The organism is Xanthomonas euroxanthea (assembly GCF_900476395.1).
Taxonomy (GTDB): Bacteria; Pseudomonadota; Gammaproteobacteria; order Xanthomonadales; family Xanthomonadaceae; genus Xanthomonas; species Xanthomonas euroxanthea.
Genome location: NZ_UIHB01000001.1, coordinates 589874 through 615009, shown reverse-complemented (window position 1 = coordinate 615009; position 25136 = coordinate 589874). Strand labels below are relative to the sequence as shown.

Annotated in this window: 17 protein-coding genes; 7 read left to right on the top strand and 10 right to left on the bottom strand. The window is 64.3% G+C overall.

The annotated features are described in order from the left end of the window. Nucleotides 1–87: 87 nt before the first annotated feature. The 3 genes from CPBF1521_RS02630 to CPBF1521_RS02620 all read right to left on the bottom strand — a co-directional run bounded on the left by CPBF1521_RS02630 (nt 88) and on the right by CPBF1521_RS02620 (nt 3404). Nucleotides 88–720: a flavin reductase family protein gene (locus CPBF1521_RS02630; protein ID WP_115675814.1), complete on the bottom strand. Its 633-nt coding sequence runs from the start codon at nt 718–720 to the stop codon at nt 88–90. A 178-nt stretch (nt 721–898) separates the two neighbouring features. Further along, nucleotides 899–1477, bottom strand: a complete 579-nt coding sequence (locus CPBF1521_RS02625; RefSeq protein ID WP_104583518.1) for an anthranilate synthase component II — start codon at nt 1475–1477, stop codon at nt 899–901. A 787-nt stretch (nt 1478–2264) separates the two neighbouring features. After that, complete coding sequence (locus CPBF1521_RS02620) at nt 2265–3404, bottom strand: lipocalin family protein (RefSeq protein ID WP_115675813.1); 1140 nt, start codon at nt 3402–3404, stop codon at nt 2265–2267. 164 nt (nt 3405–3568) lie between these two features. Here CPBF1521_RS02620 and CPBF1521_RS02615 point away from each other — a divergent pair, with 164 nt between their 5' ends. Beyond that, nucleotides 3569–4279, top strand: coding sequence for a TetR/AcrR family transcriptional regulator (locus CPBF1521_RS02615; protein ID WP_180708011.1), 711 nt, complete (start codon nt 3569–3571; stop codon nt 4277–4279). A gap of 94 nt (nt 4280–4373) precedes the next feature. On the opposite strand, the gene CPBF1521_RS02610 is transcribed toward CPBF1521_RS02615, so the two are convergent. Then, entirely contained in the window at nt 4374–4565 is a 192-nt protein-coding gene (locus tag CPBF1521_RS02610) for a hypothetical protein (protein ID WP_181901080.1), read from the bottom strand. A gap of 254 nt (nt 4566–4819) precedes the next feature. Next, on the bottom strand, nt 4820–7441 hold the full coding sequence (locus CPBF1521_RS21750; RefSeq protein WP_115675811.1) for a methyl-accepting chemotaxis protein: 2622 nt from the start codon (nt 7439–7441) through the stop codon (nt 4820–4822). A 157-nt stretch (nt 7442–7598) separates the two neighbouring features. Here CPBF1521_RS21750 and CPBF1521_RS02600 point away from each other — a divergent pair, with 157 nt between their 5' ends. Next, a complete protein-coding gene (locus CPBF1521_RS02600; protein ID WP_115675810.1) occupies nt 7599–8696 on the top strand; it encodes a hypothetical protein in 1098 nt (365 codons plus the stop codon). 191 nt (nt 8697–8887) lie between these two features. On the opposite strand, the gene CPBF1521_RS02595 is transcribed toward CPBF1521_RS02600, so the two are convergent. Continuing rightward, nucleotides 8888–9514: a TetR/AcrR family transcriptional regulator gene (locus tag CPBF1521_RS02595; protein WP_180708010.1), complete on the bottom strand. Its 627-nt coding sequence runs from the start codon at nt 9512–9514 to the stop codon at nt 8888–8890. Nucleotides 9515–9651: 137 nt separating this feature from the next. Between CPBF1521_RS02595 and CPBF1521_RS02590 the strand changes: the two genes are divergently transcribed. Next, nucleotides 9652–10479 (top strand): universal stress protein, encoded by an 828-nt coding sequence (locus CPBF1521_RS02590; protein WP_181901079.1) that lies wholly within the window; start codon nt 9652–9654, stop codon nt 10477–10479. Between the two features lie 441 nt (nt 10480–10920). Then, the gene (locus CPBF1521_RS02585; RefSeq protein WP_232087911.1) at nt 10921–12312 is read left to right on the top strand and encodes an NAD(P)/FAD-dependent oxidoreductase; all 1392 of its coding nucleotides are present in this window, start codon (nt 10921–10923) and stop codon (nt 12310–12312) included. Between the two features lie 153 nt (nt 12313–12465). Here CPBF1521_RS02585 and CPBF1521_RS02580 read toward each other — a convergent pair whose 3' ends face one another. Both CPBF1521_RS02580 and CPBF1521_RS02575 read right to left on the bottom strand, forming a co-directional pair. Then, nucleotides 12466–13545: an alcohol dehydrogenase catalytic domain-containing protein gene (locus CPBF1521_RS02580; protein WP_115675808.1), complete on the bottom strand. Its 1080-nt coding sequence runs from the start codon at nt 13543–13545 to the stop codon at nt 12466–12468. A gap of 26 nt (nt 13546–13571) precedes the next feature. Further along, the gene (locus tag CPBF1521_RS02575; RefSeq protein ID WP_232087910.1) at nt 13572–14342 is read right to left on the bottom strand and encodes an SDR family NAD(P)-dependent oxidoreductase; all 771 of its coding nucleotides are present in this window, start codon (nt 14340–14342) and stop codon (nt 13572–13574) included. Between the two features lie 731 nt (nt 14343–15073). On the opposite strand from CPBF1521_RS02575, the gene CPBF1521_RS02565 reads away from it, so the two are divergent. Both CPBF1521_RS02565 and CPBF1521_RS02560 read left to right on the top strand, forming a co-directional pair. Continuing rightward, entirely contained in the window at nt 15074–17320 is a 2247-nt protein-coding gene (locus CPBF1521_RS02565; protein ID WP_115675806.1) for a methyl-accepting chemotaxis protein, read from the top strand. A 509-nt stretch (nt 17321–17829) separates the two neighbouring features. Next, nucleotides 17830–19413 (top strand): thioredoxin family protein, encoded by a 1584-nt coding sequence (locus tag CPBF1521_RS02560; RefSeq protein WP_115675805.1) that lies wholly within the window; start codon nt 17830–17832, stop codon nt 19411–19413. A 224-nt stretch (nt 19414–19637) separates the two neighbouring features. Here the strand turns inward: CPBF1521_RS02560 and CPBF1521_RS02555 are convergent, their stop codons facing one another. Then, nucleotides 19638–21923: a glycoside hydrolase family 3 N-terminal domain-containing protein gene (locus CPBF1521_RS02555; RefSeq protein ID WP_115675804.1), complete on the bottom strand. Its 2286-nt coding sequence runs from the start codon at nt 21921–21923 to the stop codon at nt 19638–19640. Nucleotides 21924–23178: 1255 nt separating this feature from the next. Between CPBF1521_RS02555 and CPBF1521_RS21445 the strand changes: the two genes are divergently transcribed. Beyond that, nucleotides 23179–24321, top strand: coding sequence for a hypothetical protein (locus tag CPBF1521_RS21445; RefSeq protein ID WP_235858385.1), 1143 nt, complete (start codon nt 23179–23181; stop codon nt 24319–24321). 126 nt (nt 24322–24447) lie between these two features. Here the strand turns inward: CPBF1521_RS21445 and CPBF1521_RS02535 are convergent, their stop codons facing one another. After that, nucleotides 24448–25020: a lytic transglycosylase domain-containing protein gene (locus CPBF1521_RS02535; RefSeq protein WP_235858384.1), complete on the bottom strand. Its 573-nt coding sequence runs from the start codon at nt 25018–25020 to the stop codon at nt 24448–24450. Nucleotides 25021–25136 lie beyond the last annotated feature (116 nt).

Here is a 25136-nt window from a genome sequence, read left to right as displayed (position 1 = left end):
GATATGCGGCAGTGAGCGTGATCGATCAATCCTGGCGATGCAGTCGCGCCTGGCGGCAACGCCACGCAGCACTGCGATGCGCAGCGCTCATTGGCCCGGACGCCGCATGCGGAAGCGCGCCTGCGCCTGCACTTCGAAATAATCGGCGGCGCCGCCCGCACGCAGAATCGTCTGTACGGCAGCAGGATCGTAGATACCGTCCTGCAGCGCCGCGTGCGCCAGATGCACACCGACCACCTCGCCCAGGACCAGCCAGGTTTCGATGGCCTGCCCGCTTGCGCTCTGCAGCGGCAGCAGCTGGCTGAGCCGGCATTCGAAACTGACCGGGCTGGCCGCCACGCGCGGGGCAGCGATCAGCCGCGACGGCGCCATTTCCAGGTCGGCCAATGCGAACTCGTCGACCTCCGCCGGCACTATCGCGGCGCTGGCATTCATCGCCTCGGCCAAGGGGCGCGTGGCCAGGTTCCAGGTGAATTCGCCGGTGGCTTCGATGTTGCGCAGGCTGTCCTTGCGGCCGATGCTGGCAAAGCCGACGATCGGCGGCACGTAGTTGAACGCGTTGAAGAAGCTGTAAGGCGCCAGGTTGGCGATGCCCCCGGCGCTGCGCGAGCCGATCCAGCCGATCGGTCGCGGACCGACGATGGCATTGAACGGATCGTGCGGCAGCCCGTGGCCCTGGCCTGGTTCGTAGAAGTGGAAACTGTCGCTGGCGGTGCTCATCGGGATCCGGATGCAGGTGTGGACGAAGCGAGGCGGGAAACCCGCTGCACGCTGGCGGCGCGCAGCCGATTGCGGGCAGTGCGCGCATGGGTCGCCGATGCATCGATGGTGCCGAAGACTGCATCACGACTGACGCAGGTTGCAGCGGCCCTTGCGACGCACGCGGTACGCATTGCGATCAACGCTGCAGGAAGTTCTTCAGCAGGGCGTGACCATGCTGGGTCAGGATCGACTCGGGATGGAACTGCACGCCTTCGACCGGGAACTGGCGATGACGCAGGCCCATGATCTCTTCGATCGAGCCATCCGGATGCTCGGTCCAGGCAGTGACTTCCAGCGCGTCGGGCAAGGTGGCCTTGTCCACCACCAGCGAGTGGTAGCGGGTGGCCTCGTAGCTGTCCGGCAGGCCGGCGAACACGCCCTTGCCCTGGTGGCGGATCGGCGAGGTCTTGCCATGCATGATGTTGTCGGCGCGGATCACATCGCCGCCGTAGACCTGACCGATGCTTTGATGCCCAAGACACACGCCCAGGATCGGCGTGGTCTGACCCAGCTGTTCGATCAGCTGCAGCGAGATGCCGGCCTCGTTCGGGGTGCACGGGCCGGGCGAGATCACGATGCGCTCGGGCCTGAGCGCGGCGATCTGATCCACGCTCATCGCGTCGTTGCGCACCACCGTGACCTCGGCGCCCAGCGCCTGCAGGTACTGCACGAGGTTGTAGGTGAAGCTGTCGTAGTTATCGAGCATCAGCAACATAGTTGGCCTATCTATCTGTTTTTAAAAGGGCCATGTGCCCGATGAGACTGCTGATACCCGCTCCGATACCCGCTTGTTTGGTTGATGCACCAGGTGCCGGGGTCGACAGGGACCACGCATGGCATATCTTCGCACGGGCTTGCCCTCGGCTTCCCGAACGGATCATTCCGCACATCGGCCTGGGGCTGGCGAGTCCGGTGCACGGTGGCCCGGTGGCGACCCGGCGCTGGAACGACGTCGCCGTCAACAAGGGCGGTGCCAGGCAAGGTTGGACGCGGCAGATTCCCTATCGGCTGATGATCCGCTCTGCAGACCATTGGACCCCCGCCTGCGTCCCGGTCGATATCCGTCCACCAGCCTGCCGCCGTTCGCCAGGGCGCACAAAAAGCATGGAAGCGATCTTGAGGGTTGCGCAGCTTAAAGATGAGCCTCGGCAGGCCCGGAGCGCGCAGCAGATGCCGATGCGCCCAGGCTCGGGCAGGCTGGCGAAATGCCGGGTGTGCAGCTGCTCCGCTGCGCACCAGATGCTGCGCAGCATGCTGAACATGGGCCACCGGCCCGGCCCCAGCAGATCGCTCACGCTTCTCGCCGATGCGTGCGAATCCAATTGGTGCGCAGTGACCCCAGCCGTGTCGATGTATGCGGGGGCCATGGTGCGTATCCAGGTCCAGTGGCCGCCGATGGATGCGGATGACCTGCACAGCCCGAGAGCACCGGGCCGGCGCGGGCGCGTCCGTCGCTACCTAGCGCCATGCAGTAATTCCGCCATGGCGCTGGGCATCTGCGGTCAGGCCAAAGGCTCGAACGTTGGCCCCTGGCTGCTCTCGCTCGCGGTCAGGATGGTGCGACAGAACGAATTGACGGTCAGGTGTTCCTTCAGTTGCACCGAACGCCCGTCCGGTAGCCGGATCTGGCCGGTCATCGTCGACAGCAGATAACAATAGATGCGCGTGCCGCTGGCAACCGGCCAGTGGCTATATGCGCGGCCATGCGCGGCGATGTGCACGTCGACCACCGTGTCACCGTTGGTCATCTTCAGCCGCCATTTGACGGGCAGGTTGATGCCGGTGCGCGGGTCCTCCCACTTTTCCAGAACCTCGAACTCGATGTCTCCGTCACCGCTGGCGGCGTTGATGTTGACCTGCTTGTTGTCACCGTACTTGACGAAGCCCAGCTGCATTCCGTCCCGGGGCTGGAAGAAGTTGATCTTGACGTCATCCTGGATTGTGTACAGCCACCACATCCAGTTGGGCGCAGGTAGGTTCTTGATCGGATCGTTCGACTGACCGGTGATGATGTGCTCACGCACGCCATAGCCGTCGCTGAGTTCGAGCTGGTACGCCGGGGTTTTGATGGTGCCCTCCACACCAACGAACACGTCGTAACCCGCGCGGTCGTTCTCGCTCGCCTTATCGAAGGGGCCCCAGTTCCAGAGCGGTGCGCCCTTCTGTGCATAGCGTAGGTCGAACTGCGCATCGCCTGCGTGGCCCTCCAGCCGCCATTGAGGCGGCTGGGCGACAAAGCGCAGGCCATCGAAATCCCAGGTCACCGCATCTTCGCTCCTGGTCACCTTGAACTTGTCTCCCTTGAGCCGTTCGCTTGGCGTCCAGCCCACGCGCACGAAATCGTTGTCGGACATCGACCCACGCTGGGACTTGGGGACCACGATCAACTGGATTTCACGCTCGGCAGAGGCGCCTTCACCCCATAGGCCCTTGCCGTTGCCGAACAGCGCATAGCCAGCGGCCCAGAGCAGTACGTCGTACTCGCCGGCCTCGGCGACCACTCCCAGTGCAGTCTCTTCCCAGATGTCCGTTTGGCTGGACGGAAGCGCCAGCGCCTCGAAGTGGGTCGCCTCATCTGCGAGCGTGACCGGCGCCTCCGAGTGCTTGATCGCGTTGTATTTGGCGCTGTAGTCGTCGTTCATGAATAGCGTTCTCCATGTTCCAGTGGATGGCGGATTGCCCAGGCGCGTGGCGAAGGCCTGCAGCCGAGCCGCAATGCCTGCCTCAAAAAACTATACCACGCAGTTTCGTTTTTTCAGCTGGCGCGAAACCGGCACAATGGGAAGCCCTTTCGTTCAGTCCGTCCATGTCCAATTCCCATCTCCGCCCCGACAAGCTCATCCCACCGCGCGCCAGTCAAGGTGGCCGCCCCACACGCGACGTGGCGGCCAAGATGAACGGACACATTCTGGAGGTCGCACTGGCACAGTTAGTCGAGCATGGAGAGGAGCACGTGACCATGGATGGCATAGCGCTTGCTGCCCAGGCCTCCAAACGGACGCTGTACGCCCGCTTCGGATCGCGCGACGCTCTCGTGGTAGCGGCGATCGAGCACGGTGCGGCACGCTTGCTGCAGCCGATTGCCTTGTCGGTTCCAGATGGACTGTTGAAGGACCGGCTGCTGTATGTGGCGCAGCGCATGCTTGATGCCTCACTCAGCGCCGAGGTCGTGGCCATGGAAGCGCTGGTGGCAAGAATTTCCGAGCGCAGACCAGGGCTCCATTCGCAACTTGCTGCCTGGCTTCATCGCACCCCGGCGTTGCTGATCCAGTCGCTGCTGGAGCAGGCGGCCTCCAAGGGCCAGCCCATCACCCCGCTTGCTGCGGAGATGGCGCCGTTCATCTACGACGCGCTGGTTGCTCACCCGAGACGCCTGGTCCTGATTGGGACGCTACCCAGCGCAAGGCCTGCTGCCATTCGCAAATACCTGGGAAAGGTGCTCGACATCATCCTGCATGGCGTCTTGGAAAGGCCTTCGCAACCAGATACCCGCGCCGTACGCGCAAGCGATGCGTGAGCAACCGGCAGCGCCGCAGGTCGTTTCTTCAACGGGGTTGACGATTCGGCGAAAACACAACTTTGCAGTCGGGAGCAAGCCGCCGCATCCCGACTCACTCGCTTGCGGGATGCCCCAACGCTTCCAGCGTATGACGAAGGTTGTCCAAGCCCGCTTCGTCCAGCTGGCAAGCGGCTCTGATCTGGCCGTTAACGGCGCGGACCTTGGTTCCGATGGCATGGCTCGCATCAGTCAAGTCGACAAACACGCGGCGCTCGTCGGTCACATCGCGCGTGCGGGTCACCATGTCCGCAGCTTGTTATGCAATCCGAATGTAACGCCCACGTTCCAGGCAGGCATTGACTGCCAGCAGGTCAGCTGCCCGGCAGGTACCTGGGTGTGGCGACGGCGCAAGCGCACAAGGCCCGGACGATGCCGGGCCTTGTGCGACGTATCAACGAACACTGGACGATCGGCTGCCGCGTACTGGCTGCGATGTTCTGGCGGCCGCCACTGCTGCAGCGCCTGAACACCTTCCAGGCGGTGTCCAGACCACCGACACTAGAATTGTTGCCACCTACCGTCACTGGTCGACGTGCTCTTCACCAGCCGAGGCTTTGCTGCACCGACCTTCCCGCTCTTATTCGCAAGGTGCTGGGCCACCGGAGCGGGCGTACGTTGCCGGGCAGCTATGACGGTGCTCCCTTCAATCTTGAACACGGCAACCGCATCGGTGAGCTGCACCGCCTGATCTTCGAGCGAGCGTGCAGCCGCCGTGGCTTCTTCCACCAGCGCTGCGTTTTGCTGAGTCGCCTCATCCATCTGGGTGACGGTCTGGTTGACCTGTTCGATGCCGGCCGATTGTTCCTGCGAGGCGGCGGAAATCTCGCCCATGATGTCGGTCACGCGCTGTACGCTCGCAACCACTTCACTCATGGTCTTGCCGGCGTTGTGCACCAGAATGGAGCCTTCGCCGACGCGCTGCACCGAGTCGTCGATGAGATGCTTGATCTCCCTGGCCGCGCCGGAGGAGCGCTGTGCGAGGGTACGCACCTCGGAGGCGACAACCGCAAAGCCACGGCCTTGTTCGCCCGCGCGTGCCGCCTCCACTGCAGCATTCAATGCCAGGATGTTGGTCTGGAATGCTATTCCGTCAATGACGGAGATGATGTCGGCAATCTTTCTGGAAGAAGCCTCGATACCGCTCATCGTCTCGACCACCTGGTTCACGACCTGCCCACCCTGGGCAGCGACGCTGGCGGCGCCGATGGCGAGCTGGTTCGCCTGGCGCGCGCCCTCGGCATTCTGCCTGACGGTGGACGTCAGCTCCTCCATCGATGCAGCTGTCTCTTCAAGGTTGGCGGCCTGCTGCTCGGTTCGTTGCGACAGATCCTGATTGCCCGCAGCGATTTCGCTGGCGGCGCCCTTGATGGAAACCGCCGAGGTCTGGATGCTGCTCACAATCATCGCCAACTGGCTGGCAGTGGCATTGGCATCGTCGCGCATTTGAGCAAAGACGCCGCGGAAGTCGCCGGTCATCCGCGCGGTAAGGTCGCCGGCGGCAATCGACTGCAGCAGGCGGGAGAGTTCCGCAAGGTTGATATCGGTGGTCTGCATCAGATTGTTCAGCCCCTCCACCATGCCGCGGAAATCGTGATCGAACGCAGCGGCATCGCCTCGCGTCGAGAAGTCTCCGGACTCGGCAGCCTGCGCCAACGCGAGAATCTGGCGGTTGATCGCCTGGAGATTGCGCTTGGTCGCTGCCATCGCGTCGCTCAGCGCCGCCTTCTCACCCGGCAGTTGCGGCATATCCGCCTGCATGTCCCCTACGGCGTAACGGGACATGACCGTGACGAGTTGCCGCTGGACCTGTACATGCGCATCCACCAGGTCGTTGGTGCCAGCCACCATACGGCCGTACTCGCCTGGAAAGCGCTCTGCATTCATGCGGTAGCTCATCTCTCCGGCATCATGCCGCGTCGCCATGTCGTCCTGGGCCTCGATGACCGCGCGTAGCTGCGCCTGCATCGTGCCCATCGACAGCAACAGCTGGCCCATCTCATCCTGACGGCGGGGTGCGATCCGGCTATTGAGTTCGCCGGACGATACTGCGGCAGATACACGCACCGCCTCGGCCAGGGGCGCCAACACCTGGCGGCGCAACAAGACGTAGAGTGCGGTGCTGAGCAAGGCAGCCGAGAGCAGGCCCACGACGATGATCACCCAAAGCAAGGAGCGGGCCTGCGCCATGACGTGGTGCTTGGGAACCATGATGCCGAGCGCAAAGACCTCTGGCGCATCCCCCAGACGCAACGGCACGAACACCCGCAGCCAATCAGCTCCAGCCAGCTGTGTCTCGTCACTACTCACTTTCCCCGAGCGCACCTGAGCGAGCATGGCTTGCGTATGAGCATCGGTCATCTTCTTGCCGACCTGCTTTGTGTCGGCGCTCGCCATCACCGCGCCAGTCGGCGACAGCAGGATCGCCTGCCCGACGTTCAGCGGGCGAAGCCTCGCAACCCGTTTCTGCAACGCATCCAGGGAGATGGTGATGTTGACCGTGCCGAGGAAATGGCCATCCTCCATGATCGGCGTGCTCAAGGTGGTCATGAGCGTGTCCACGCCGGCCACCGGATAGTAATACGGCTCAAGTACCACCGGCGCATGGCTCTTGCGGGCGGCCAGGTACCAGTCCCCTTCTCCCGGCTTGTCATAGCTATGCAAGGCCTCCCGCACCAACGCGTCCTTCTGGTACGACCAATACACCATGAAGCGTCCGGTCGCGTCATGAAATGGCGCGTTGATATTGGCAGAGTCGCGGCCATCGAACGCCTCGGGCTCCCAGAGCGTGCTGATGCCCAGCCAGTTCTTTTGCAGTCGCAATTGCTCGCGCAACACCGACGCGGCCGACGCGCGGCTCACGCCATCGGCCCTGCGCTCGATGCGGAACGTATTGGCCAGGGTCGCGCCCGTGTTGAAGGCGGACCCAACGTCCGATGAGATTTCGCTGGCCTCATGACGCGCCACCTCGCGCAGCATCTCCCGGGATGACCCGAGTAACGCCTCGCTACTGCGCCAATAGCTGATAGCGGCCGTCAAGCCGAAGCACAGCAATGCCAAGATCCCCGTTCCAATCATCAAGCGACTGGCCACACTGTTGCGACGAATCAACCGCCTGCTCATCGATGCTCCCGAAATGAAGTTGGCGCGCCGCGCTCGGGCACCTCTGCTCCGCTGGATATCGACATGCAACACCCGAACTTGAGCGCCACGCGGTCCTCAGGCCGCAGAGCTTACGGCCGATATAGGACTGCCCAACAATGTCCGCCACACACACCCGATGAAACGACTATCCAAGCTATTGCTATTGCTTGCGCCTATCGCAGCATCCAGCAATGCGGCCGCCCAGGATGCACCGGCTAACGAAACCTATGCCAAGCTCGGGGGCGCTGTGCGCTTCAACTACGGGTGGCTGGACTACGCGCCGTCCCAACCGCTGGACCTTGAATTGCTCAGGGTGGATCTGAACGCAGGCACCGGACCGGTCTTCGTGTCGATCCAGCATCGCTGGTACGACGGGTTCGATGCCGTGCACCACGCATTTGTCGGCTGGAACGTGAGCGACCGTATCACCGTCAAGGCGGGAATCCAGCAGGTGCCATTCGGCTTGCTACCGACCGCCTCGAACAGCTTCTGGTTCGGATCGGGTTATTACCTCGGCATTGAGGATGACTACGATCCGGGTGTTGTTGTGACACGGACAGACGAAAGCAATACGCTGCACATCGGATGGTTCCTGGGCGATGAATATGGAGACGGCGCCCGTTACGATCGCTACTCGTTCGACGTCGCTGATACAGATGCGCATCCATATCGCGAACGCCATCGCATCAATCTGCGCTATGAACATCGCTATGCGATGACCCATGGAACCGCAGCCCTCGGTGTATCGGCGTTCTACGGCCACATCCTGAACAACACGGACCGCAATCGTCACGGATATGGAAGTGCAGCAGTCCATGCGCAATGGACCGCCGGCCGCTGGACTACCCAGCTGCAGTGGGCGCGTTACCGCTATGACGTGCCTGGAGACCGGATCGCGATGTCGGCCTTCCTGTTCCCGTTCGAGATCGCCTCCGAGGCGGACGTGCCCACCGCGAACATTGCCTATTCCTTCGGCAAGACAGGGTGGCTCGAAGACGTCACTTGCTACAACAATCTCAGCAAGACGATGCCCTACAGCGGTGGACCTGGCGTGCGCTCGTCCGTGCAGAACGTCACCGGCTGCAGTGTAAAGAAGGGAGCGATGCTGACCTATCTGGACTGGATTGCGGGCAAGAACATGTGGTTTGCAGGTGGAAACGGCATAGGGATCGATGATGGCGAGCGGTCGCGCTGGCACTCGCGCTTCAACCTCAATATCGGCTTCTATTTCTGACGGCGCATTCGCGGCCCCTCGACCTGCCTGCATACGCCTCCCGTGGCGCCTTTGCCGTTGCATGGCAAAGCAACAGGCCGAGGCGTTGACGATGCAGAGACGACATGGAAGGGCATGACACCAGGCCGTTGGCGTAGCGCTACAGCGCGCCAGAGCGCCGCCCACATCTGATCCGCTGGACTCACTCGCCCCTACGGCGGGGCATGCGCAGGCTCCAGCAGTGCGTTGATAAGCTGCTTCACGAATTTGGCAATCGCCTGCCTATCGGCCTGCTGACCGGTTGCCGCACGCACCATGAAGCCATTGAAGGCTGCCGTGATCATCATCATCGCAGTCGTCAGCTGCGTACGATCCATTCCCGGCGGAAGGCCGCATCGTTCCGCCGCATCGATGAATTGCTTCAGGACGATGGCGTCGGACTGGGCGAGGATGCGATGGATAGCCGTGTTGCGCGCTCCTTCGGCTGCAAGTTCGAGACGCAGCTGCACGTGCTCCGGCTCAAGCACCTTGGCCAGGGATGCATCGACCAGGCGCGTGAGTCGCTCTGCGACCGACCCGCCCAGGGGGTCGAGCTCCACCTCGCGGGCCAGTTGTGCCATGTCGTGCTCCTCTCGCCTGGCGATGGCTTCGACGATGGAGTCCTTGTTGGCGAAGTAGTGGTAGATGTGCCCGGGGCTCATGCCGGCTTCGCTGCAGATCCGCGCAATGCTGGTGCCATGAAAGCCATGCCGACGAAAGCAGATGGCGGCGGCATCAAGCACCTGCTGGCGACGCATCTCTCCCTTTTGAGCATCCAGGGGGTCGGAGACAACTGACATCATCGGGGGGACTCTCACAGCTTGGCGAGACTATGTCGCTGACTCGATTGTAGTACGATGCAAAGAATAGAATGATCGTTCTAAATGCACAGACGTGGTCTGCCACGGCGCACGTACAAAGGGTCTGCTTGTCTACCTTGAAGAACATCGCGGTGCTGTTCGATGCCAGCGTGCAGGGGCTGCACGTGCTGGAGACCGCTGCGCGGATGGCAGGTCGGCAGGCAAGCCACCTGATCGGGATAACCGCGATGGATCGGGCTCCACGCCCCGTGCACGATCGCCACGCGATCAACGGTGCGGTGGCCGAGGTGCTGGCTCACAGCCAAGCGACCATTGCCTCACGTCTGCTTGCCTTGGGCCAGCGCCTGAGCAGCGCCGTGCAGCGGCATGCCAACAGTGGCGAGCTTCGCATCATCTCCTTCGCCGAGTCGAGCAGCGAATCCTCCCTGCATGCCCTGGGCTGCGATCTTCTGATCTTGTCCAGCCCTGCGCTTTCGGGCAGCCCGCGGAGCTGGGCGACACAGTCGATCCTTTTTGAGTCAGGGCTGTCGCTGCTGGTGGTCCCATGGACATGGGCGGATAAGCCCGTCGCGACAAGTATCCTTGTCGTATGGAACGGCAGTCGGCAATCAGGACGTGCGATTACCAATGCACTGCCTCTGCTTGCGGCCGCAGACGTGGTCAAGATTGTCGTGGTCGACCCGGAGAAGGCGTCCGAACGCCACGGTCATCCGCCCGGCGTGGATATGGTCGCGTTTCTGGCAGAGCATCGGGTTGCCGTCGACGTCGCCGCCATCTCCTCCGGTGGCAGGTCCGTTGCTGAAACCATTCAGGCCTATGCAGCCTCGATCGACGCCGACATGCTGGTGATCGGCGCCCACACCCACATCGCCGAGGGTCCGGCCGAGGAAGTGACGAAGACTCTGCTCTCGGCTGTTGCCCTGCCGATGTTCGTGTCGCCCTAGGACCGGCACGTGACCCGGACTCGCTATCTCATGCGTACCCGTCCTGCTCCATGACACCGCGCGTGCGACGGCACCAATTTCCTGCGCTGGGCCAAGCCATTGGCCACGGCCGAACGTTGCTTCCCAGACAGCCGGCCCATCCAGTACCACCCGTAAGCGACATCTGCCCGACGGCCTGGACAAACGGTCGCACGCAGCACCGCAGCGGTTCGGTGGGTGGCTCAACGGTTCCATGCCGAAGGCGCCCTGAGGATGTGCGCGAGCATGACCGCTCGGCACGCCAGTGCTGCAGCCGTATCAGCAACGCACCTCTCCGGATCTGCGTTGGTGGTGTCGAGAGTTACACCCGGCCGCCTGGCTCGAGACGCCTGGGCCTGCCTGTGCCGGTCCGCGCCGCCGCTCCGCACGTGTGGTGAATTCCACCAACCAAAGGACAATGCATTGACTCAGAGCAACCCACTGGAGCAGGCCCCCGGTCCGGACAATCCGGCGATGAAAGCACCAGCGCCTGGCGCTCCGGGCAGGTCAACGCCTGTGCAGGGCAGAGCGCATCTGGTCGTTGTCGGCGGCGGCGTGGCCGGGCTGGAGGTGGCCACGCGGCTGGCCAGGAAGTGGCAACGAAAGAACAATGCTCCTCGCATTACGCTGGTGGATCACGACAGTGCACATGTCTGGAAACCCATGCTGCACACGATTGCCGCGGGCACCCGCGATATCTCGCAGCAGCAAACCCCCTACGTGGCACAGGCGCATAACGCGGGGTTTGTCTACCAGCCAGGTGCGTTGCGCGGATTGGACCGTGCGGCTCGCACGATTTCCATTGCGCCGGTGTTGGCCTCCGACGGCCGGGAGCTGATTCCGGCGCGCACGCTTGCCTACGATCGACTGGTGCTGGCGGTGGGAAGCCGTGCCAATGACTTCGGAACGCCCGGCGTCGCCGAGCATTGCTTCATGATCGACTCGCGTCCTCAGGCCGTGCACTTCAATGCCGAGGTCCGCGTCCGCCTCTTTCAGGCACTCGCATCCAGGCACGATGTCACCATCGCGATCGTGGGAGGTGGCGCGACCGGCGTAGAACTCGCTGCCGAGCTGGTTCAACTCGTGCAGACCTCGGTGGCATATGGCGCAGACGAGCTCGAAAGTCGCGTCAGCGTATTGCTGATCCAAAGCGGCGAACGGCTATTGCCTGCGCTGCCGGCAGATGTGGCAGCTGCCGTGCAACAACGCCTGGAGTCGCTGGGAGTGACCGTCAAGCTGCATGCCACCGTGACCTCGGTCGATGCAGCGGGCTTGATGCTGGACGATGGAAGCCACATCCCTGCCTCCCCGGTGGTCTGGGCTGCCGGCGTGATGGCGCCGGCGTTCCTGAAGCAACTGGACGGCCTCGAGACGACGCGGTCCAATCAGTTGGTCGTGAACGCTGGCCTGCAGACGACGCGTGACCCGGCCATCTTTGCGCTGGGCGATTGTTCCAGCCTGCTCATGGAAGGTGCCGAGCGCCCCTTGCCACCGACTGCTCAGGTGGCTCACCAGCAGGCCGACCACTTCGTCCGCCACATCGACGCCATCATGACGCAGGGCGCGGCCCTGCCGGCCTTTCGTTATCGGGACATGGGTTCGCTGGTGTCGTTGGGCGACTACGATGCCTACGGTTCGTTGGGAAAGGCCGGGCTCTTCAAGGGAGTCACGATTCGTGGCCGCATCGCCCAGCTTGGCCACGTACTGCTCTACCGGGAGCATCAATCGCGGCTGCACGGGTTCTGGAAAGGAAGCCTGATGTGGTTCGTGGACGTGCTCAACTCCCGTCTGCACCCGAGAATTCGGCTCGACTGATGCGCGCTGGCCCGGGCGGCATTCCGGCATTGATCGGTCTGCCGCCTGGACTTCATCCACGAGGTGCGCAACGTCGGTTGTGCCGACAGAGAAGTCACCCCGGCAATCCACATGAGGTAGCCATCTCCTGCCATACCTGGGGCGATGGCGACTTCAACCTTGCGCGTTGGCCAACCTTTCCGCGCCGCCGTCGTTCATGACCAGCACCGCGCGACCGCGTACCCTGCCCGCCTCCAGTTCGTCGAGCGCATCGAGCGCCCGCGCGAAATCGTAGCGTTGGATCACCGGGCTGATGCGCCCGGATCGGGCCAGGTCGACGATCTGGTGCAGGTCGTCATAGGTGCCGCTGTAGGGCCTGACCAGCGACGCGCCCCAAGGGAGGATCGTCGAGGTCTGCGCGGTTTCGAACGGCAGAACCCCGCAGCCGAGTCCCGGCACACGTATGGCGCCATACCGGGCGATGACACCACTTGCCAGGCGCAAGGTTGCGTCGTTGCCCACGAAATCCAGTACGACGTCGGCACCGTAGCCGGAAGTGAAGGCGAGGATCTGCTCGGCGACGTCTTCTGCGTCTGACTTCAACGCAAGGTCGACATGGTCGCGTACGGCGTCCAGTGCGCCCGCATTTACATCGAGCGCAACGATCCGCGTGGCCGTCAGGGCACGCAGCATCTGGATGGCCAGGTGGCCAAGGCCACCCAGACCGATGACCACCGCCGTCGAACCTGGACGCAGCTGCTCTTCGACGGCCCGGATGGAGTGATAGGGAACAAGCGCCGCATCTGGAAGGATCGCCGCGACTGCCGGGTCTATGCCGTCTGCGCGCACCAGCGCGGACGCGGGCACGGCGACGTAGTCCGCCATGCCGCCCGCAACCGTGACACCGGGCGTGGGCGGCGATTGCAGCCTTCCACCCGTCTGGCGACACGCGTTCTGCCGTCCCGCGACGCATTCGCGACAGGCGCCGCATGACCAGCAGGGATAGACGATGACATCCTCCCCGGCTTGCCAACCGTGTACTCCCGCACCCAACCGCTCGATACGGCCGGCGATCTCGTGGCCCAGCACAAGGCCTGGCGGATAGGCGTCGCTCTGCTCATGCCGGATGCTGACGTCGGTATGACAAACCCCGGCCGCAGTGACGCGCAGCAGTACCTCGTGCGAGCGGGGTTCGGGGACGGGAAGCTCGGCGATGACGAGTTTGGTCGGCTGGACAAGCTGGACGGCTTTCATGGGGGTCTTCTCTTGCAGAGGCAGGGTTATTGCGCTGTATATCCGCCGTCCACGGCCAGGACGGCGCCGGTAACGAACGAAGCGAGATCGGACAACAGGAAAGCCGCCGCATTGGCGATCTCTTCGGGCGTTCCCAGGCGACCGATCGGATGGAGCGAGACGATCCTGTCGAAGTCCTCCTGGCTCACGACGCTGCGCACGAGCGGCGTGTCGATATAGCCTGGCGCGATCGCATTCACGCGAACGCCGCGATCCGAATAATCCATCGCTGCGGATCTCGTCGCGCCGACGATGGCGTGCTTGGAGGCGATGTAGGCCGCGTTGTTGCGTTGACCGACGAGCCCCAGGGCAGAGGCCATGTTGACGATGGCACCGCCGCCGGACGCGATCATCGCCGGAATCTGGTACTTCATGCAGCCGAACATGGCGTCGAGATTGACGGCCTGTACCCGGCGCCACACCTCTGGGTCGTACTCAACCACGCCCTTTGAATCGCCGCCGATCCCGGCATTGTTCACGGCCAGGTCGAGCCGGCCGAACGTGGTAACGGTCCAGGTGACCATCTGCTCGATGGCGTTGAAGTCACCAAGATCGATCTGGTAGGCACGGGTGTCTGCACCGATCTCGGCGGCGATGGCTTCGGCCGCGTCATGGTTGAAGTCCGCCACCACAACCGCTGCGCCCAGGGACGCGAGCCTGCGGACGGTCGCCGCGCCTATCCCCGAGGCGCCACCGGTGATGAGTGCGACCTTGCCTGCGAAATCCAGGTCCATGTTGCTGCTTCCGCGCTTGTCCATCCTGCTCTCCATGACGGTCGCGCCACAGACGCGCGACGCATTGGGTGACGGGTAGGAGGAGGAGGATAGGATTTAATTGACGCGTCAACAATAGCGGCGACAGGGTTGGCTCACCGTTTCGGCCTCTCGTTACAGATGAGGTTAAGGTGGCGCGGAAAACAGGCCACACCCGGACGCTGCCTCGACCAACTTGCCGCCGCCGGGCCGAGGGCCGAACCGGGCTGCATCCAGGCCGCACGCCGTGGCTCGGGATGCCCTTCATGGGCATGCATCCATCGTCCCAGCGCATCCACCCTGCGATCCAGCGCCGGAGTTGCATCGGCTCTGTGCTGAGCGCTGCCCGCGTCGCAAGCAGCTCCTCGTCGTGCTGGCCCAGCAGCAGTGCAGCCAGCTCCCTGGCGTCGGCCTCGAACGTATTGGCATTGCTGCCTGGTTGGGCAGGCGCTCGGCCTGGCGGCTGTGGGCTGTATGGCGACCCTGCTCGACCAGCGCGCGCGCCTTCTCGTTGGCATCCAGCAATAGCCGGCGGGCGGTAGCGATCACCCGGGCATCGCCTGCTGCGGCGTTGGTTGCATCAAGGATGTGTGATGGCTGCCGCTAAGGAAGGGCAGGGCAAGCAATCTCTACCGCTCTGATCAACCCCGCTGCCGAGGCGTCGCGTCAGGCCGCCTTGCCGTGCCTTGCTCCCCAATTGGCTCTTCCGCCCCCTCAGCTGCATCACCAGGCCCGTCATGCTAACCACGATCAAGAGCAAATTTTTATTGGCATTGTTGGGAACGCTGATCCCGAGCATCCTGCTCTGCCTGTTCCTACTGAACAGCCTGCACACCTCCAAGAACAATGTCGGCACGCTCTACAACCGGGACTTCATCGGCTCTGCACTTGCCAGCAGCATCGACGGCCAGCTGACGCGCGTCGACATCAACATCTTGCGCATGATTGCCATCGGCACGCCGGAGCTGATTACGCAGTGGAAACAGGAAAACGAGAAGCGATTCACCCAGGCGGCCGCCAGCATCGTGGAACTGGAGCAGATGCTGCACAACGAAAAGCAGCACGCGGCCCAGTTGCAGAAGATCAAGACGAGCTACGCGGCCATGCAGGCCGGCATGCAGCGCCAGATCGAGTTGATCGAGGCAGGAGATATCGCGGGCGGCGCGGAAGTCAACCGCACCCAGGTCAAGGACAACGCGAACGCCACGTTCGCCGGGCTGGCCACCTTGCGCGATGAGCTGGCCAGCTCCGCCAAGCTGCGTTACCAGCAGCAGCAAGCCACCAACACGCGCGCGATGACCCTGTCGGCGATCGCCCTGGGCCTGATTGCACTGGCCGGCGTCAGCCTCGCACTGATCCTGGGCAACGCGATCTCCGCCTCGATTCGGCGGGCGGTGGCCGCCGTTGAGCAGCTGTCGCGCGGCGTGCTGGATGTCGATATCAAGGTCAGCGGCAAGGACGAAACCGTACAACTTGCCAGCGCGGTCTACCGCATCCGCGATCGTCTGCAGGGAGTCATCGCGGCGCAGCTGGAAATGGCGCGTCGACACGACGCTGGCGAAATGAGCTACCGCATGGACGAGGGCGCATTTCCCGGAGAGTATGGCCACATGGTGCGCGATGCCAACGCGCTGGTGAGTTCGCACATCGCGGTGACGATGCGCCTGACCCAGATCATCGGGCGCTACGCCATTGGTGATCTCTCCGACGAGATGGACCGCCTGCCGGGCGAAAAGGCTGTGCTTACCCGGACCATGGACGAGGTCAGGGCCAATCTGACCGCGATGAATGACCAGATCAAGCAGCTCGCGCAGGCCGCTGCCAGTGGCGATTTCACCGCGCGCGGCGACGCCGACCGTTTCCAGTACGATTTCCACGTGATGGTCGACAGCCTGAACCAGCTGATGGCCACCGCCGATGGCAACCTGCAGTCGCTGTCGTCGCTGCTGCAATCCATCGCCGCCGGCGACCTGACCGCGCGCATGCGCGGCGACTTCAATGGCGTGTTCGCGCAGATGCGCGACGATGCCAACACCACCGCCGCGCAGCTTGCAGACATCGTCGGACGCATCCAGCACTCGGCGATCTCCATCAACTCGGCCGCCAGCGAGATCGCCGCCGGCAACCAGGACCTGTCGCAGCGCACCGAACAGCAGGCCGCCAACCTGGAAGAAACCGCCGCCTCGATGGAAGAGCTGACCTCCACGGTCAGGCAGAATGCCGAGCACGCGCGTCAGGCCAATCAACTGGCGATCGGCGCGGCAAGCGTGGCATCGCAGGGCGGGGAGATCGTCAGCAAGGTCGTCGGCACCATGGCCGGCATCGAAGCCTCGTCCAGGAAGATCGCCGACATCATTTCGGTCATCGACGGCATCTCGTTCCAGACCAATATCCTGGCGCTCAATGCCGCCGTGGAAGCGGCGCGTGCCGGCGAACAGGGCCGTGGCTTCGCGGTGGTCGCCTCGGAAGTGCGCACCCTGGCCCAGCGCTCCACCGCGGCGGCCAAGGAGATCAAGGGATTGATCGACGACTCGGTGCAGCGCGTTGCCGAAGGCTCGACGCTGGTGCATACCGCAGGCTCCACGATGGCCGAGATCGTGGCCAGCGTGCAGCGCGTGACCGACATCATGGGCGAGATCTCGGCCGCCTCGCAGGAACAGTCCGCAGGCATCGAGCAGGTCAACCTCACCGTGACCCAGATGGACGAAACCACCCAGCAGAACGCGGCACTGGTGGAAGAAGCCACCGCCGCGGCGCGTTCGATGGAAGAACAGGCCGGGCAACTCACGCAGGCGGTCGCGGTGTTCAAGATAGAAGAGGCCAAGGTCCGCACCGCGCACGCCCCGGCGCGGGCAACAGCAGTCCGTAACGTCGCCCAGGAGAAAAACCCGGCACCTGGCAAGACGCCGACACGCCCGGCGGTTGCGCCACAAAAGCCGACTGCTCCCACCGCCATGGACGCAGCCAACTGGCGGGAATTTTAGGCCTCAGGCAACCGGAGGCCCGGCGATCCGGGCTCTCTTGCGAGTGAGGCTGCTGGCTGAAGCAACAAGCGCTGCCGCCGGGCCGGCGATGCCATGCGCATCGCTGACGCGTTGACCGTCCATGACTGGATGGTGTCACCCAGATCGCGGCTATCCGGAGACGGTCAACACACCTGCAGCACCGGGCCTATCGATGGATCCCCGGCCCTCCACGCAGGCGATGCCGAGCACTGGGATGCACCGGCAACTGCCGGCGAACGAGCGCGCAATGCTGGGCGATCGCTTCCATTCCTATTTCCGTTGAGCGGACCTTCGCGCACGACGGGCGCCATGCACCGTGCGTCGTCGAGACTTTGACTCGCATCGCTGCGCTGGCGCCAACGCCACTTCGCATCCAGTGACGCTGCCGGATTGCCGGCGGCGCTAAATAGGGCGTGACGTCATCGAGCGCAGGCGCAATGCCGCGCGCTCAGTCATTCGATCCTCCCCGCTCTCACTGGTGATTTCTCATGCTGCTGTCATTCCAGCGCCCTTGGCCCTTATCGATCGCGCTGTTGGCGGTGCTGGCAAGCCTGACCGGCTGCGGCAAGCCGGACACACCAGCACCGCCGGCGCAGACCCGGACCGCTGCCCCAGCTGCCGCCAGCGCCGGCATCGCCTGGCGCGAAGGGGACGTCGAGGGTGCCTTTGCCGAGGCCAGGCAGAGCGGCAAGCCACTGATGCTTTATTGGGGCGCCATCTGGTGCCCACCGTGCAACCGGCTGCAGGCCACCTTGTTCAAGGATCCTGCCTTCATCGCATTGACGCACAAATTCGTGGTGGTGCATCTGAACGCGGACCTTGCAGATGCCCAGAAGTGGGGCGATCACTTTAGCGTCAAGGCATATCCAACCATCATCGTGCTGCGCCCGGATCGCAGCCAGATCACGCGCCTGGCCGGTTATAGCGACAATGCCCGCCTGACCGACGCGCTGCGGGTGGCTGCCACACGGACCACGACCTCGGAGCAGCTGCTCGAGCGGGCATTGCAGACGCCGAAGGAACTGAGCGCCGACGACTGGACCCTGCTGGCCGGCTACGAGTGGTGGGGCATGGCGCGCGAGCCGGCAAGAACGCACAGTGCAAGCGAGGTGCTTGAGCATTTGGCCGCCTCCGCGCCGCAGCCCGCATTGCAGCGCAGGTTCGCGCTGCTGGCGCTGTCCATTGCACCAACGCCGCCGGTGACCAGCCCGGCGCATCTGGCGTTGTTGAAGACGGTGCTGGCCGACCCGGCGGAAGTGCGCGCCAATCGCAGTGAGCTGAGCCGCTTTGCGCCGCGCCTGGTGGTGGCATCCACCAACGACCCTGGCGAGCGCGCCGCCCTCTCCCTGGCGCTGAATCAGGCGCTGGACACGGTCTACGCCGACGCCACGCTTCCGATCGCGGACAGGATGATCACGGCCTCCACACAGGTCGATCTCGCTCGCCTGGCACAAGGTCAAACATCCGACAGCGCGCCAACGAAGCCGCAACCACCGCTACCGGCAGCGGTGCTCGACACCGTTCGCCAGCGCGTGCAATGGGCTGTGCAGGCGGCAAAGACCGACGAAGAACGTGAGTCCGTCATCGCCGGAGCCGCGGAGCTGCTGGACGCAACAGGCGACAACGCCGGTGCAGAACAACTGCTGCTGGGCGAACTGACGCGTAGCAAGACGCCTTATCACTACATGCAGTTCCTGGCCTATCTCGCCGAGGAACGCAACGATCCGAAGACGGCGGTGACGTGGTTGAAAAAGTCCTACGAAGGATCTCAGGGCCCTGCAACGCGTGTGGAGTCGGCGTTGCGGTATGCCGATGGAGTGCTCCGGCTCACCCCGCAGGACACCGCTGCCGTCGAATCCGCCGGCGCGCAGGTGATCGCCGAAGTGGCAGGCCAGCCGGATCGCTACGGTCGGCGTAACCGGCAGGGCATCCAGGCGCTGGGCAGCGCGCTCAAGACCTGGAGCAGGCAGCATCGCCAGCAAGGCGACGCGGTGCTGGCGCGCCTGCAGCAGAAGATGCAGGCCAGCTGCGACGGCAAGACCACCAGCACCTGCAGCAGCTGGCTGAGCTGAGCGGGGACGCACCGGCAGGCAGCTGCAGGGCGGCGATGGCGCTGTCTCCGGTGCCTGCGGCCGCCCTCACCGCCCGCGCACCCGATTCCGGCGCCATCATTCGGTAGGGATCCTCCTGCGCCAACCATGGAACGTGGCCCGGCGACATCATGCTCCGGCAGATATCCCCGGCCGCGCTCCTCGACCACGTCTGCCCGGGTGCGCAGGCAACACCGCACGCCGGTTCACTCCACCAATTCGAAGCTCGCCGTCACGCCTGCAGCTTCAGCCGATGGCGCAACCCACACATCGAACACCCCCGGCTCCACCGTCGGTTTCAACGCCTGGCCGATGAACAACAGGTCCGCACGCCGCAGCACGAACTCCACCGGCGCACTGCCGCCTGCAGGCACCGTGAGCTTGCGGAAATCCTTCAGCTCGCGCACCGGCCGGGTGACGCTGGCGCTGCGGTCGCGGACATACAGTTGCACCACTTCGTCCGCATCGCGCGTGCCGTGGTTGTAGATGCGTGCGCTGATGCGCAGGCTGCCGTCGGCTGGCAGGCGCGCATCGCTCAAGCTCAGCTCGGCATAGGCGATGCGCCCATAGGTGAGCCCGTGGCCAAACGGAAACAGCGCCGCATTGGGCGCCGTCCGGTAATGCGTGGTGTAAGGCTCCAGGTCGTCCGGCTGCGGAGTGGGACGGCCGGTGGGTGGGTGGGCATAGGTGTACGGCACCTGCCCGAGCGCATGCGGGAAACTCACCGGCAAACGGCCGGACGGTGCCTGTGCACCAAACAGGATGTCGGCCACTGCAACGCCGGCGGCAGAGCCCAGAAACCAGGTCACCAGGATCGCCGCGCAGCCAAGCACCGGCCCCTCCAGCGCAAGCGCGCGACCGGTGCTCAGCAGGACCACGACAGGCGTGCCGGTGGCGACGACTGCCGCCAGCAACTGTCGCTGCGGCTCGGGGATGCAGATCTCACTGCGCGATTGCGCTTCGCCCGAGTAGCTCAACGGTTCGCCGATCGCCAGCAGCGCGACATCGGCACCGCTGGCGGCCGCCACCGCGGCCTGCACGCCGCCCGGCAGTGCCTGGTCAAAGTCGCAGCCGTCCACCACCTGCAGTAACTGCGGATCCTGCAACGCATTCGCCAGTGCGGCGGCCAGCGTGTTGCGCCTGTCCTCCTCGTCGAACAGGCTCCATGGCCCGGCGTGGTTGATCCAGTCGCGCGCCATCGGCCCGATCAAGGCAATGCGCTGCCCGCTGCGGCGCAATGGCAGCAGCTCGCCATCGTTCTTGAGCAATACCACCGATTTGCAGGCGGCTTCGCGGGCCAGTGCCAAGGTGTCGGTGGTGCGCTGCGATGACTGCGCCCGTGCGGGCCGGATGCGCCGGAACGGGTCGTCGAACAGCCCCAGCGCCGCCTTGAATTCCAGCACGCGTCTTACCGACGCATCCAGCCGTGCCATCGGCACATCACCTGCGGCAACCAGGGCCGGCAGGTGCTGCAGATACAGGCCGCTTTCCATGCTGATATCCACCCCGGCCAGGAAGGCCAGCCTTGCCGCGTCACGCCCATCGACCGCAACGCCGTGCGCAATCAGTTCCTGGTCGGCCTGGAAGTCGGACACCACCAGGCCGGGATAGCCCCATTCCTGGCGCAACGTCGTATCCAGCAGCCACGCATTGGCCGTGGCGGGAATGCCCGACAGTTCGTTGAAGGCGGCCATGGTCGTGACCGCGCCGGCGGCAAACGCTGCCTGGAACGGCGGGAAATACACCTCGCGCAGGGTCCGTTCGGACACATCCACGCGGTTATAATCCAGCCCACCCTCGGCCGCACCATAGGCGGCGAAGTGTTTGGGGCAGGCAGCCATCGCCTCGGGATGGGCCAGCCCCGCATCGCCCTGAAAGCCACGTACCCGTGCCTGCGCAAACAGCCGTGCCAGCAGCACGTCTTCGCCGGCGCCTTCCACGCCACGGCCCCAACGTGCATCGCGGGCGATATCCACCATGGGCGCGAAGGTCCAGTCCAGACCGACCGCACTGGCCTCCCTCGCCGCGGCACGCGCAGTGCGCTGTGCCAGCGCCGGCTCGAAGCTGGCTGCTTCGGCCAACGGCACCGGGAACACGGTGGTGTAGCCGTGGATCACATCGGCGGCGAACAACAGCGGAATCCGCAACCGGCTCTGCAGCGCGGCCTGCTGAAGTTGCTGATGCCAGCGTACGTTGGAACCGTTGAACACTCCGGTCAGCCGTCCGGCGCGGGCGGCAGCCAGTTGCGCGCTCCCATCGGCAGTGCGCGTGAGTGGATTGGCGACGATCGCCTTGCCATCCTGCTGCGCCGAACTGAACAGGCTGAGCTGGCCCGCTTTTTCCTCCACGCTCATGCGTGCGATCAATGCATCGATGAAGCCGGGCGGCCGTGCCGGACCGGCCGGCAATGCCCAGCCGGCGGGAATGCGCGCGAGCAAGGCAAGTGTGCCCGCGCCACGCAGCAGCTGGCGTCGAGTGGTGCATACGGACATAAGGATGGAGCTCGGCGGCGTCAGCCAACGCTACAGGAGCGGCAAGCCCGGGCGCAGATCCCACGTTCGCATTTGCGGCGCGTCCTTCGGGATATCTCCATCCTGCTGATTTGAATAACCAACTGGAGAACATGCAGGAGCAACCCCATCAGTCGCCGCACTCCTGCAGTGAGCATTCAAGATATCTGCCGCACTACCGAGCCATCCGCACCGATGGGTATGGGCGCGAAGGCCCATCATTGGCGCCCTGCCAACATGCGTGACACTGCAGCAGCGGCGATCCAAATCACGCTGGCCTTTTTTTTGGAGAATTCAATTCGACGGTGGTCGTCGCTGCGAGCACAACGGTGTGCTCGGGTAGGCGAAGGCACGGCCAATGGCAGACACATTTCATCGGCACAAGGAATGCTTTATTCCGTTGCGGAATGATCATTTCGCAGTTGAAGCGTCCCCGATCTTCGGTGTGATGTCATTTTCGAATCACTGACGACGATGACGCATGCCACACACGGTGGCCGTGGATGCCGGGGCGCGTCCAAGCACTGCGACTGCACGCTGGAAAGTTCGCACTGTCGTTGACCGGATCGTTGATGACGGCACGTGCGCCAGACCGTGTCTGCGTGCCGCGTCGGCCGGGCGACGCCTCGATCGACGCGTCGCCGGCCACCGGCGCCGCCTGCGCTGCAACCGAGGCTGGCACCGCCATGCGTCCGTCGAATGATGTGCTGGCTGTCAACGCCGCACGTCGGCAGCCCAGCAAGCCCGGCGGCAGCGCGCCGCCCTTCCCCCCCCACAGCGAGGACATGCCGTGATGAAGATCCCCTCAGCCAGTGCTTCCCAGCCATCGCAATCGACGCATAAAGACGTTGTGATTGACATGCCGCCGCTGCAACAGCGCAACCAGACGCCAGCAACGACGGCAGACCCTGCACTGGCGGGCCTGCCTCGCAGGCCGTCTGGACGACGCAGCAACTCGCAACGCAGCACCGGATCTGGCAGCGCTGCGGACGGAGCCCAGCACACCGGCAAGAGCCCGCTGCTGCATGCCGCTAGCGCGTCGATACTGCATGGCGAAGAAAGCACCAGCGAGCACTTCTTCGACGCCGACGACTCCTTTGCACCACCAGACCCGTCTTCCATCCCCCACCAACAGGCTGCACCACACGATCCGCCGGAGCACACATCAGCAGCCACCGCCGCAACGACACGTAGCGAGCGCCTGGGTGCGCTGGCTGCATCGATCGGGACCGGTGCAGTGCGTGGCGCAAGCACCGTCCTTGGACCGACCGCCACCGCGGTGGCGGCGGCAGCGCGCGGCATACTCCCGATCAAATTCGACGGACAGTACCTGGGTGCTGCGCTGGGGCATCTGGTGCACCAGGCCAGCTCCGTGGGACCGACCACATTTGCGCGTGAGTTGCTGGGCGAGGGATTGTTTGCCGCTCTTCGCCAGCTTCCACCCGAGGCGGTGGTCGCCATGCAGGCCGTCGCCGGCACGCTGCAGATGGCGCTGCATACGCTGCGGAGCAACCGCGAGAAACGCAATCCTGACGCGGCTGCGCGAGGCTTCCACAATCTCAGTCTCGAACAGTGGGATGCCTTATCCAGCGACGAACAGGAGAACAAGAGAACCGAGCAGCAACATTACTCGGATCTGGTCACCCGGCTCGCGCTGGGCGGCATCCTGAGCAACATCGCCGTGGGTGCGGCCGGCAAGGCATCCGGCCAACCGGAGATGGCGGCCAGGCTGCTGGCCAGCGACCTGAAGATCGCCGCGTATGCCGCAGCCCGCGACACCATCCAGGCCACCTTCAAGATGGTGGGAATGCAGCACCCGGCCCGCTCCAATGGTGGCATCAGCGATCCGCACATCACCAGCGCCGGCAGGTTCTACGGCATGGCCAACGTGCTGGCCAACCTGGCATCGAACGAGCTGGCGTCGCCGGACTTTGCAGCGGCCCGGCAACGCTGGGCCGGCCTGAACTCGCCTTTCACCCAAGGCGAGGCGACCAGCATCATCTTGCGTCAATCGGCGATGACGGCGGCCTTGAATGTCGGCCTGGAAACGGCGGACTGGATCAATGTCACCCAGCACGAAGCCGACCAGGCCGGGACGAAGCAGATCTGGGAGCCCGAATGGAAAGGCAAGCGCGAGGATTACGAGCGGGTCATGGATCACTCGGTCGCACGCACGGCCGCCATCAATTCCAATATCGCGCTTGGTACCGCCATCAACATGATCGGCGCCTGGGTCGGGCTGTCGCCCGCACGCAGCGGGCTGCTCTCCAATACGGTGTCCGGCGTGGCAGCCGGCATGCAGTACAAGACCATCGGCGCTACCTGGCAGGCCGATGGGGCCGTTCGCGCAGCCGAGGCGATTCGCTCGCAGGCCGGGTAAGCACGGCGATCAAACCACCGCGCTCGCCATCCGGCGGGCGTGGTGTGTATGCCCACGGCACTTCCTTTTGGGCACGCGATGCGGGCAGACCAGCAACGCAGTGCGCCACCGCCGCGTGCAATAGCGTTACTCGGCAACCACCCCGCGCCTGGTCAGAATCGCGTGAATGGCATGCGCATACTTGTCGCGCTCGGCGGGCGTTTCGGAATGATAGGCGCCGACGGCAGCCCAGGTATTTCCATATTTATTGGTCATCTCTCGCAGCCGCCAGGCCGCCACATACACGCTGACGCACGGCTGCATCAACGCATCCCTGGAGATGCCGTAGCTGGAAAGACGTCGCAGGTGGATCGAATTGATCTGCATTTTTCCATAATCAATGGTGCCGTTGTTGTTGCGGTGGATCGCGTCGGCACGGCCCCGGGATTCCTGCCACGCAATGGCGCGTAATACCCAGGGATTGACGTGTTGATAACCGGCGGCTTCTTCAAAACAGTCTGCGTGTGCGAGCGGCGCGGCACACAGCAACGCCGCCGCAAGCCACGCGCGTCGCCGAGGCGCGACAGCATGGCTGGCCTGGAGCGCGCACCATCGCTCGTCTGCGGGCATGTTGCTGGAGAGCGTGGCCCAATGCTGTGGATGCCACGTCCCCGTGCCGTGCGCAGACGCACACGTGGTCGGCGTATCGGTCTCTGTCATCTCTGTCACCTGATCGTCGTTGATTCCAGCAACGCGGCGGAGTGGACACGCATCCCCGGTTGATCCAACGTCCCCCGCTCGATCGCGCCACCATAACGGTGCTGTGCATACGTCGG